Genomic DNA, 12,181 nt, shown 5'->3' on the forward strand with positions numbered 1-12,181 from the left:
TTTATGACAAAAGCTTCTGTAAAAATGGATATCAAACGGAATATTTTACGATGTCTTTCAAATAGTGAAACCCTATTTGTAAACTTTGATATGCCGCTTCTTGCTTTCTGTAAATTACAGGGGAAAATAACTCACGAGATCATTCACGATGCCTTTAAAGCGTTATTGGTTCAATATCCTGTATTAGACTGCCTCATTTTAGGTAAAAAAGATAATTATTATTTTGTGAAAAGAAAAACCTCCAATAACATTCCCATTCAACTTATTGAACACATCAACTCAGCTGAGAAACGTCAAGCGATTATTGAGCACGTACTCAATAGTCCTCTAAATCGAGAAGAGTCCTTATTTAAAGTTGTTTTGTTACTTCCCGACACAGCGCAACAAATAACGGAACAAAGTCAATTTGAACTGATTATTACATTTCATCATGCGATTGTTGACGTCCATGCCTGTGTGCTACTGCTTAAAAATCTGCTTACCTCATGCAACATACTCATTCAGGGTAGCACTATCAATAGCCCTAAGAATCCTAAAATGGAGGTAGCACCACCAATAGAAAGTTATATTCCACCAGATATTAGGCGCTTAAATAAACAAGACCTTCTTAACGAATTGCAGCAAACGGAATCTGCTTATAATCCAAGGGTTTTACCCATTCAATCGCCCGATGTGTCTCAATCCACTTTAAAATGTGACGTATTTGTTTTGGAATTATCTAGAGAACAAACCGAATTAATCATTAATAAATGCAAACAAAACGGTGCTACGGTACAAGGAGCATTGTGCGCTGGACATTTACTCACCATTCGAAGAAACCTTGATCACAGCAAGGAACAATTAATGATTGCTTGCCGCTCAGTAATTGATTTAAGAAGTTTAGTAAAGCCGCCCATTGACCCACAAACGGTATCAGCAACCACAACCGGATTTATTGGCTATTATAAAGTAAGCCCTGGGGAGTCATTATGGGATCTTGCCAAAGAGGTCGTCGCGAGCATTCAAGAAAATATCCAAACAAATACGGTGTTTAAAAATCTGCTCATACATAAAGAAACCATTGAGAAAATGGATCGCCCCGTTGCAATTACCGTATCCAATGCAGGCAAAATTGATTTGTCTCAAGCGTATGGAAATCTTAAGCTAATCAATGTCAATTTTAATACATCCATTTTTATGCCCGCACCTCATCTTGTTGTAACAACCATGGAGAATAAGATGAGTTTGAATTATCTTTTTACAAAGCCATGGTTCACTGCAGAACAAATTAAAATATTGGCTGAACAATCTATCGAGCGTATTTTATCGGTGTAGGCTCAGTTCAGATAACGGGGTATGTGCCCCTCACCCCAGCCCCTCACCCACAATTGGGGGAGGGGATCTTTTCAATCAGGTGCCAGTCAGGGCGGATGAGGGATACCTCCTATTTCAACACTACTGCATATAATCAACTGGTTGTGGAAAGCTTATGAAATTCTTGGTTAATTGCTTTTCCTTTTGTTGATTAGGGTTGGCATTCAGACACCAGTTGTCTGACTGAGGATGCTTCTCGCCATTGCTTTTGATGACAATGCATGATTGCTTATTGACGATTTCCGCTTTATTAGTCGGACATTGAGAAGCATCCATATTGTCCGTGCATGGAGCAAACTTGGTATTGACGACAAAGGTATATACATTATCATTGACGTCCGTAAAACGTACCTTGATAGGATATGAAGCGACCGTACCCACTCTAAATCCAGCGATTTGACTATTATCAGGCATAATAACGTCCTGCTTGTTTTGCTCACAACCCAAGTCAGCTGCATCTTGATTGAGTACACATACCCCATACTTCTTAATCAACGGTTTACTCACTTGCTCAACCTGAGCTTGAGGCACACCAATTGCCACTGAGAAACCATCTGCATAATTAAACTGTTGCTGATTCTCAAGGCCATTAGTTCCGCCCACAGTAAAAATCAATCCATCCCCCAATTCGCTCATGAAGCCAACCGCATCATCGACAGAGAATCCATAAGCATCCATAGAAAGATAGTTTTTATCATGAATCAATTGCACATAAGGGTTAAACAATGTCTCAGGAGTATTGTTTCCTTTATAATTATATTGTAAATCATGAATATACATAGATTGTATCTTGGCATGATCCCATCCAGAAATCTTAGTATCAGACAATGGGTTAGCCGCCGCACCACATCCCTCGTTGAAAGGCACCCAACCATAAATGTGCTTGATTGCTTCCCAGTAGTTAAATGCTACAGGATCCACGCCAGGCGTTAAATTACACTTTTTATCTGCATACATTTGCAAATATTGCTGATGATTCTGTTTGAAAAATTGTTGTAACACGCCAAATTTTTCTTTTAAATCTTGTGGACAATCAACCTTTTGGGTGACGTATTTACTTAGATCTTCATCCCAATTCACACAAGAACCCCATAGATTTTGCATACGTTGAACCGAGTCCCCAAAGTGAAGTGATTTTTTTTGCTCTTCCGTACATTCGCCTTTAATACATGGCAATACTGTCAATACCGGTGGAAACCCGTCTTTGGGTTTAACCGGTACATTGTCCTCAGGAGGTAAAGTGCCAGTGCGCTGTGCAAAAATATTGTAACCACCAGGTAATTTCAACTCACTCAAATTATAAACAGGCCAGCCTTGTCCTATATTTTTTAGAAATGAATCAAGCTGCTCTCGAAATTTGGTCAAAGACATTGCTGAGCCACTGAATCCAATATAGGGATTATTTTTAGGTCCAATAGCAACCGGCATATACACATGATCCACATATGAAATGTTATACCCAACATTTTCTGGTTTTAACAATCGCACTGATTTCTTAGGCGGAATAATTGAGTCGCCAAAAGTATACTCTGACAATTGCGCATATATATTTTCTGGAAATTGCACATCACTGGAATAAGTACTCAACTTACATTCAGTGTTTTGTCCCTCGCACGTAACACCAGCAGGCGTTGCCAATGCCTCATCTTGCTTATTGCGCAACCTATCGTTTTTATCAGCCAACACAACACGCCCACCATTCCACCAAGTAATGTAACGATCCTTCGCTAATTCGCTATATAACGGTAGTGTAATGGTTATCGAGGATTTGGGTTCTATTCCTGTACCTTCATTAACGTACAATTTATAAACAAAATTTGTGGGGTAAGGCTCCGTAGTACCAAAGCATCCTTGAATCCACTCATTTACCGAGTTTTTACTGGTTGCTATGATGGGATAAATTGTTGTTTCAGAATTGTTATAAATAGTTATAGTCTTTGGTTTGATCGTGATTTTATTTCCATTGTAATCTTTGCACTCAATGTTCTCAGCAACAGAGACATTTGTTAACAAAAGCAATGTAACGGTTCCTAAAATAGTAATTCGTGTTTTCAGCATAACTCACATTTCCTTTCATCATTGATGCTCGAATATATCACAAGCAGTGTTTTTTATTGATTTACACAAACAAATTTAGCAATTTTTTAACAATGTAATCAGGTTATTAAGGTATGTATTGTTTTTAGCAATACGTGGAAGGACACATTGGAAAATGATGAATCAGTCGATTAATTTCTAAATCCTACACGGAATTTGACAGACTATAAACAGACTTATCCACAGAAAATGTGAATAACTCAAATGGAATTATTGGTGATTTAAAATGAAATGAAGCAAGCCCCGTAAGGACATTTTATAACGCTGTTGATTGCTGACTCACTACTGGGTTGAAATAAATATCCACAGACCTGTGGTACTTGAAATGAACTTAGACGTAGCTATCTTATACAAATAAAAAATAAAAAAACAGTCTTGACTCAAACTATTTCTTTTTTATTTTTAACATGAGCTAAATTTAGCTCAGTTCATCAGAAACAAAATTTGTCACTTAATAATCATTAGCCCCTGTGAATGATGCGGAGCAGATAGTTAACAAATCTTCAGGTTGTTTCGCGAGATAAGTGGGTTGGTGCTTTAATAAAGCTTGCTCTGAATTGTAACCCCAAGTTACAGCAATTGACTGAATGTTGTTTCTCTTTGCTGCCTCAATATCCCGCGTTTCATCCCCTATATAAAACACTTTGCTTTTATCAATTTTATAGTTCCTGAGCGTTTTTTTTAGTAAATGGCGTTTAGAAAAACAATTCGATTCATCATGGATAAAACTAAAAAAATGATGAATTTGATGTATGTCGAGCCATACAAGAACATTCTCAACTGAATTGGAAGTCAAAATACCTAAGGAGTATCCAGACTTATAAAAGGTCTCTAATATGGAAGGAATATTAGCAACCGGCTGCATATTTACCATTTGCTCGTGTAAGAGATGTCTAATTTGTCGTATTAACGAAGGTATTTTGTAAAAAGGGATTCTTAAAAAATTGATTAGCTCTCTTGATGAGAGATTACGGAGATGTTCGATTTCATGCTCCTTAATCTTTCTGAAGTTGAATTGTTCAGCCAATAAATTGGTTTTTTCAATGACACAGTCATAGCTATCTACTAGCGTACCATCAAAATCAAAAAGTAAATGCATGCGTTAATGTCCTGAGTCCGGGAACTAATGAATTCTAAGCTTAATTTGTATCATAGATCTAATCATACCCCTTAAGCAAACTTAGATATCTCTCTAGAATGACAGCGAACCTAAATCAAGATATTCTAGTGAGCGCGCTGTTTTGACAATCAAAAGCAGATTGGTGTTACAAAAACGAGTTGTTGTTTCACTACAGTTTTATTTAAAAGGAATTAATATGTCGCTTAAATCAATTTTAATTGCAGCTGCTCTCATTGTTTCATCGCAAGCACATGCAGATAATATGTTTCAACTAACTAAAAAGTCAGTGACTGTAAATCAATGCCCGCTGAGGGCAACAGGAAATGTATTCGATCTTGCCTTGTTCAATCCTGGCTATTTTGTTGTATCAAGCGGTAAAAAAGACAGCGAACTCCTGTTTACTCGTTTTGGAAGCCTCTCTTTAGACGCCAATGCGTACCTGCGTACAGACTTGGGTGCCTACCTACTTGGCATGACAAAAAGAGCAGATCCCAAACACTTAAGTAAAATCAAAATTCCCACAAAAAATTTAGCACCTAAAGCAACCAGCAATGTAAAAATCGGGGCCAATCTTCCTGCTACGGCAAGCGAGGGTGATGACTATGTAACCTCATCCACTCTCTTCGACTCTATATCGAATACATATGTATTAACTGTTAAATTAGCACGAATTGGAACTGGCATATGGATAGCTCGAGTCTTTGTTGACAATGTAGCTGTAGATGAAGGTAGATTACAATTCAATGAACGCGGTATCTTAAGTAAGCAAACAGGACTACGTCATGTTCAATGGCCAACTGACTATGGTATTCAAGAGTTCAAAATTAATTTCAAAGAGAGTACTCAATACGCAACCCCATTCTCTGTATTTTTAGTAAAGCAAGATGGTTATGGGGTGGGCGTGCTGCAAACGGTTATGGTCACCCTAGATGGCGAATTTAACTTGCTCTACAGCAATGGAATATCTAGAGTATTAAAGAATCGTACCGCCATCGCTCTATTTACCAATCCAAGCTATTTAGAGAGTCTAGTAAACCATTTATATAGACCTACGGAGAAATCGGGTTCACCAAGACTTCATTGGATAAACAGTGAGCACGCCGTATTAAGTGGCTATCTTGAAGAAGAGCCCTGTCTTGCGCATTAAACTTTTGTTTGCTTCCTGACGATTGCTGTTGCAAAAGGCAGGAAGCATTTTCTGTGAGCAATGCCCCGCTGTAAAATGCTGAAGCATCATACTCCTTCAGGAATAAAAAAATGGATCCAGTCACACATGCAGTTTTAGGAGCAGCCTGCTCGCAGGCAATTTTATATCAACACGATAAACACAATGCCTGGCTTGTAGGTGGCTTAGCAGCAATGGCACCTGATTTGGATGTATTCATTCAAGAGTCAGGCAATCCAATGCTGTTTTTCCTCTATCACCGTTACTTCACTCATTCCCTGCTTTTTATTCCAGTGGGTGCGTTAATCATTACGTTACTTTTATTACTTTTTAAACGCTTTCGCACCCATTGGAAATTTACGTTCTTGGCCGCTTTGATTGGATATTCAACTCATGGTCTGTTAGACGCCTGCACTCATTATGGGACTGTTTTATTTTGGCCATTTTCAACAGCCAGGGTAAGTTGGGACATTGTTTCTATTATTGATCCCTTTGTAACCATTCCCTTGTTTTTGGGCGTTGTCGCAACGCTTGTCTTTGATAAAAGGCGCCCCGTTATTATTGCTTTAGTACTAGTAAGTTCATTTATGCTGTTTCATATCGTGCAACATCAACGCGCAATGAGTGCATTTCGTGGCGAACTTGCCAAATTGAGGTTAAATATAAAGAAAGTACGTGTATTTCCTAAATTACTTAGTTCAACACAATGGAGAGGTATTGCTTTAAATACAGATCGGATATATATCATTGATGCTTCAATCCCTCTTTTTAATGCATCAAAGAGTCAACTTATAGCAAGTTATCCTGCATTTTCTTACCCCAAATTACCTGGTTATATAAAAGGCTCCCCCACGTTATTAAGTGATTTTACTATTTTTAATTGGTTTACTGATAACTATCTAATTACAGTTCATAATAACCCACTGCTGCTTGCTGATGGACGTTTTTTGACAGATAACAATGCGACAATCGCATTGTGGAGTATCCAATTTTTAGCGACCCAACCACATGTGAATGAACTTAATTTTTTGCGTATAGACAATTATCAACCCAACTCTTTATGACCCTTTGATTCAGTAGCCTTGGTGAAGCATAGCGTAACTCGGGGTATTGCATGAATGAACTGCTCAATCCCGGGTTACGCTATGCTTCACCCAGGCTACAAATTCAAGTTATAATGAAAAGTGTCCTGGAATATTAGGACTTGGTTATATTTTATTAATACGATAAAACTTATGTTTCATATTGCTCTGTACCAACCCGAAATTCCTCCCAATACGGGGAACATCATTCGCTTATGCGCCAACACTGGGGCAAAATTACACTTAATACACCCTCTTGGATTTTCATTACAGGAAAAAGCATTAAGACGTGCAGGCCTGGATTATCACGAGTGGGCCTCTATTGCCCAATATGAAAATTGGGAAACATTTATTCAACAACACCATCAAAAAACTATTTACGCATGCAGCGCACGGGCTAAAAAGTGTTACTCAGAAGTTCAATATACTGCAGATGACCTGTTTTTATTTGGTCCCGAGTCCCGTGGATTACCTCAGGAAATGTTACAAAAATACATATCACTATCTATTCCTATGCGTGAGAACAATCGAAGCTTAAATCTTTCCAACGCTGTTGCAGTCATTTTATATGAAGCATGGAAACAATTAGGCTTTAATTAAATATCAATAAAGAGTGGATTGTTTTAATGACACCCTAGCAAAAAGTATTTGTAATCCAGAACTCTCTATAAGCCTGAAGAATCTTCACCCAAATCCTGTCATTCCTGCGCAGGTAGAAATCCATCTCCCCAACGAAGCACATAATTAATGGATGGATAGATGCCCTCCTACACGGGAATGACACATAAATTGAAATCATATCCATTTCCATTGACAAAAAAACTGCAGATCTGTATATTCATAAAATGAATAATTAGTGGATTTGAATTCAAATGAATCGATTTTTAAGTTTATTTATCCTGACAGCATGCTTTATACTATCTTCATGCAAAACAAAAGAAAACGAGAACACCCTACATTTCGCCACATCCGCTGAGTATCCACCTTTTGAATATAGCGAGCATGGAAGAATCAAGGGTTTTGATATTGATCTGGCAAAACTCGTTGCTAAAGAACTTGGAAAAAAGGCTGTTTTTGACAACATGCAATTCAGTACGGTTCTTCCAGCAATAAGTTCTGGGCAAGATGATATTGCCATAGCAACAATCACTGTTACCGATGCGAGAAAAGTCAATTTTGATTTCTCTGCCCCCTATTTCTTTGAGGGCATGGCTTCGGTATATCATTCCAATCAACCCATCACAACACCAAGCCAACTTAAGGGAAAAAAAGTAGCAGTACAACTTGGTAGTACGATGGAGATATGGTTACGAGAACATTATCCTCAGGTGGAAATCACCGCATTGGATAATAACAATCAAGCGGTTGAAGCATTACTTGCCGCTCATGTTGATGTCGTTTTAATGGATGGCTCCCAAGGTAAAATCTATAGCAAAAAACATACAGAACTATCTTACTCGGTCATTGCCAAAGCTGATTATGGATATGCATTAGCACTGAAAAAAGGCTCGTCTTTGACAACAAAAATCAATCAAGCATTGCAAAAACTTAAAGCAAATGGAGAAATTCAAAAACTAGAGAATATCTGGTTAAAGGATTCCTTAGGAATAAAATAGAAACCGTAGAAAAAATCCATGTACTGACTTAATCAAGGAGGCTCAACATGTCCCTTACCAATCCCGTTAAAAAAACGCCAATTGAAGAGACTCATTCTCAATCGATTAGCGAAGTGACAACCAACACTTTCGTGATCAATCTACAACAAGCAATTTTTGACCTTGAAGTAGGTACGTATCAAAGCAAATTACCTAACGTTGAGTCCACAGCTGAAATCAAGGCTTCCTCTACCCGAAAAAACAAACACTTTCTTACTGGAACCGAATTAAGCGCAGAAGAGTTGAAACTTGTTTTGGAGAAAGCAAAAGCACTGAAACAAACGCCCTCTTTCTACAGCCAAGCTCTAGCACAGAAAAGCCTGGCGATGATTTTTGAAAAACCTTCTTTCCGAACCCGTTTAAGTTTTGCCATGGCAATTCAAAGCATGGGTGGCATAGCGATTGAAAGTGTAAGCAACACGCGAAAACAGGAAACACCGGCGGATATGGCTAGGGTTCTCAATGGTTATGTGGATTTTATTATGGTGAGAACTCATGCTGATGAAATTTTGCAGGAGATGGCTGCTTGTGCAAAAGTTCCCATAATCAATGGCCTTTCAGCCTTACATCATCCCTGCCAGATTCTCGCTGATTTATTAAGCCTTTGGGAGCAATTTGGTTCATTAGAGGGGCTTACTGTCGCATATATCGGTGATGGAAATAATATTTTGCACAGTTTGATGCTGTTGGCGCCGCAATTAGGAGTAACCATTAATTACTGTTGCCCTGCATCCCATCAACCTAACGCGTCGATTGTCGAACAGGCACAGCGCATTAAAACCAATATGATTCATCATTTTTCCAAACCTGAAAATGCGGTTAAGAATGCTCATGCAGTCTACACTGATGTTTGGACTAGTATGGGTTTTGAAGGTCAGGAACACCATGAAGCGTTTCAAGGATTCCAGGTCAATGAATCCTTAATGTCTCATGCGAAACCAGAAGCAGTATTTATGCATTGCATGCCCATGGAGCGAGGAAAAGAAGTATCCAAGACCTTACCTGACTCCCCTGCTTCAATTATCTTCACGCAAAGCGAAAACAGAATGCATATACAAAAAGCATTACTTTTATTTTTAAATTTATAAATAATAAATTTAAATCTCTCTGTTTATCACGCTTAATACACAAGACAGGTAGCGTGGTTGCAAGCAACCAGGCTACGCCGAGTATTAAAGTGTGGTATTAGGGTTAATCATAATCGATTCACCACTTCCCTTCGTTTGTAAATCATCCCGGCATTTTATATAGTTATAGAGGATCATCATTGATAGGCTTTTACGCATTTGCTTATTTGTTTATCAAGTCAAAATTGTGCCTCTGCGCTGAAATGGCAGATATGCTCAAAATAAGCTCACATCAAATTGTCCTTTATTTGAAAATATTTATAACCAAAGCCATAAGTTAATATTCGGAGAGTTTAAATGCCTGGCCCTTATAATAACCAAATCATAGTGAATGTATTTCGCTCCATTGTTCAAGTTGTATCCCTCCATCCAGAACTATTAAAAACTCCTGGGGTTTTTCGCATTGCAGGTGACAAAGAAGAAACGGAAAAGTTACTTGAGCAACTTATTAGCGAGCAATTTAATGTGGATATTCTAAGTCACTATGTGATGGAAGATAATCAAGTACATGGTGAGCACCTCCATATCATTTTAGGAATGATACCCGCCGTCTTAAAAAACAGTCCAATATTAGATTCTAAAGAGAGCATACTCATCGACTTCTCTAAAAATTTAAAGTTATTACTTAATACGCAACAGAAAAAAGAAAGCACAAATATGGCCAATCAATTATTTGATGAGTTCATGCAGGCTCTTTTACTTTCAAAACGAGTGGACTATCAACGTGCAGGAGAAATTATTTATCATTACTGCTACTTAATGCATCAGGCCGGCACATTCCATAATACGAATCGTATGACCTACCATAATCTCGCTATTATTATGGCTCCTCGGTTAACTCAAGATTTAAATCTCTTCCCTGCAACCGATCTTTTAGCACTGAGTGGTTTTTTAAGTAAGTTGACTTCTGTATTAGAACAGTACATCAACGATGTAAGCTGGGATCAAGACTTTAAAGAACGTCATGCCGATAAATTGGAACATTTAGCCAATAGCAATCACGCAATACGTGGACAACTGGAGCATATGAGAGATGCCTCCAGAACCATAGTGCTTACCTCCATGAAAAGCTTGATGATGCAAGCAACAAAGCTCGAAGGACAAATCGATGCTTTAGCAAAACAACTTGATCATTCTAATAAAAGAAGAGTGAAAAAAGCCTTAAATAAAGAACTGAAACAATTAAAAGAAGAACTAAAAGAACTCAACTTAAAAATTTCTGAATTGGCCCATAAAATTCCAACAATGAATCGTGGATATCAAAAAATACAAGAAGAACTTGATCTCATATCTCTTTCAGAGGATGTAGAAAAACCAGTAAAAAATAATCATGCAGCTAAAGAGCGTGGTGCAAGTGTAACCCAATTTAGCATTTTTGAGTCTGCCAACAACCCAACTGCATCTGCTTTTTTATTTGCAACTCCAGAAACAGCAGAAGAGTTTGCAGTGCACGAAGAGGCTGATGATAACCAGCAGGACAATCCTCATTTAGGGGGGCCTAGATAAACTCATCGTTATCTCTCAAGTGTTCTCGCATCACTTGAGAGAGGCTTTTGTGGTTAAAACTTTTATCACTAATTGGCTATTCTTCCATTCTGACTCGACCAGTTTATATTGTCGCACTGAGACGTTTCTAGATTATTTTTAGATGACAATTTATTCCTTAATAAATTCTTAATAAATTTGATTTACTATACATCTGCCTTTCTTGAGGTGCATGAAGGATATTGAATTATTTATATTTTTTTATCCTTCATCGCTTGCCAAATTGGCATTTTCAATATTATTTAACCAAAAGGAAATCATGTATGCGTAAATTATTGGTGTCATGTTTGTTTGTCCTGTTTACAATATCCTATGCAACTCTTGCTAACAGTTATGGGGTTCATGAAGATCATCCTTATGATTTTGTAGTGACAAAGGATGTTTATAAATTTTCAGAAGTTTATCAGATTAAGTCCCTGCAAAAAGAAACCTATCCTGGCTCAATAAAAAAGAGCGCATTTCGTATCCGTACAAACTATGATTTATCCAATAAAGATGGATGGCAAGCCACAGGTATTACACGAGTCATTTCTTTAGGCTCTTTATATCCTTGGGCCAAAGAGATTGATATTTATGATACTCGTGGTGTGCAAATTGGTTTTATTGATGGAAATTTGGCAACGCTTGAATCTGCAAAATTCACTATTTATGACTATGATGAGTCAGGAAAAGCAACTGAAATTGGCTTTGCCTATGCAAATCCCACCTTTGAGCGATTCGTGATTTTAGCCTCAACCAATAACCCACATCCAATTGCTGAACTCAATCGCAATTTTGGCAATAAAACATGGAGTGTTTCAGTTCACTATCCTGAAAAAATTGATGATCGCATCATTCGTATTTTTGCAGGTTTTGTAATTGATTACGAAGATAAGTTCTTAGCAGGCCCAGATGACTCAGACGATGATGAATTCATTAATCAGGCCGCTCATTAAAACGTAACAGAAGTAGGCTGGGCTGTTAAGCCCAGCATTTAACAATATTCCAAAGTATTTCTTTCTTATTAAAAAACGCCGGGCTTAACAGTGTATAGACCG

Annotated in this window: 10 protein-coding genes; 8 read left to right on the forward strand and 2 right to left on the reverse strand. The window is 37.8% G+C overall.

Features of this window, described 5'->3' with window-relative positions:
- The first annotated feature begins 3 nt into the window (after positions 1-3).
- Entirely contained in the window at positions 4-1,314 is a 1,311-nt protein-coding gene (locus tag BGO44_RS11705; RefSeq protein WP_273200451.1) for a phthiocerol/phthiodiolone dimycocerosyl transferase family protein, read from the forward strand.
- A gap of 120 nt (positions 1,315-1,434) precedes the next feature.
- On the opposite strand, the gene BGO44_RS11710 is transcribed toward BGO44_RS11705, so the two are convergent.
- Together BGO44_RS11710 and BGO44_RS11715 are read right to left on the reverse strand one after the other, a co-directional pair.
- Positions 1,435-3,411 carry a hypothetical protein gene (locus BGO44_RS11710; RefSeq protein WP_273200449.1) on the reverse strand — a complete coding sequence of 659 codons (1,977 nt, stop codon included), beginning with the start codon at positions 3,409-3,411 and terminating at the stop codon, positions 1,435-1,437.
- Positions 3,412-3,901: 490 nt separating this feature from the next.
- The gene (locus tag BGO44_RS11715) at positions 3,902-4,549 is read right to left on the reverse strand and encodes an HAD hydrolase-like protein (protein WP_058511030.1); all 648 of its coding nucleotides are present in this window, start codon (positions 4,547-4,549) and stop codon (positions 3,902-3,904) included.
- 217 nt (positions 4,550-4,766) lie between these two features.
- On the opposite strand from BGO44_RS11715, the gene BGO44_RS11720 reads away from it, so the two are divergent.
- The 7 genes from BGO44_RS11720 to BGO44_RS11750 all read left to right on the forward strand — a co-directional run bounded on the left by BGO44_RS11720 (position 4,767) and on the right by BGO44_RS11750 (position 12,079).
- Positions 4,767-5,717, forward strand: coding sequence for a flagellar hook-basal body complex protein (locus tag BGO44_RS11720; RefSeq protein WP_058511031.1), 951 nt, complete (start codon positions 4,767-4,769; stop codon positions 5,715-5,717).
- Positions 5,718-5,827: 110 nt separating this feature from the next.
- Positions 5,828-6,799, forward strand: a complete 972-nt coding sequence (locus BGO44_RS11725; protein ID WP_273200446.1) for a metal-dependent hydrolase — start codon at positions 5,828-5,830, stop codon at positions 6,797-6,799.
- A gap of 171 nt (positions 6,800-6,970) precedes the next feature.
- The gene (locus BGO44_RS11730; protein ID WP_058511033.1) at positions 6,971-7,417 is read left to right on the forward strand and encodes a tRNA (cytidine(34)-2'-O)-methyltransferase; all 447 of its coding nucleotides are present in this window, start codon (positions 6,971-6,973) and stop codon (positions 7,415-7,417) included.
- Between the two features lie 272 nt (positions 7,418-7,689).
- Positions 7,690-8,433, forward strand: coding sequence for a substrate-binding periplasmic protein (locus BGO44_RS11735; protein ID WP_273200443.1), 744 nt, complete (start codon positions 7,690-7,692; stop codon positions 8,431-8,433).
- 47 nt (positions 8,434-8,480) lie between these two features.
- Entirely contained in the window at positions 8,481-9,560 is a 1,080-nt protein-coding gene (gene argF / locus BGO44_RS11740) for an ornithine carbamoyltransferase (protein WP_273200441.1), read from the forward strand.
- Positions 9,561-9,896: 336 nt separating this feature from the next.
- Positions 9,897-11,105 carry a Rho GTPase-activating protein gene (locus BGO44_RS11745; protein WP_273200439.1) on the forward strand — a complete coding sequence of 403 codons (1,209 nt, stop codon included), beginning with the start codon at positions 9,897-9,899 and terminating at the stop codon, positions 11,103-11,105.
- A gap of 302 nt (positions 11,106-11,407) precedes the next feature.
- Positions 11,408-12,079: a hypothetical protein gene (locus tag BGO44_RS11750; protein WP_273200438.1), complete on the forward strand. Its 672-nt coding sequence runs from the start codon at positions 11,408-11,410 to the stop codon at positions 12,077-12,079.
- The last annotated feature ends 102 nt before the right edge of the window (positions 12,080-12,181 follow it).

Source organism: Legionella sp. 39-23 (assembly GCF_001897665.1).
Lineage (GTDB): Bacteria > Pseudomonadota > Gammaproteobacteria > Legionellales > Legionellaceae > Legionella > Legionella steelei.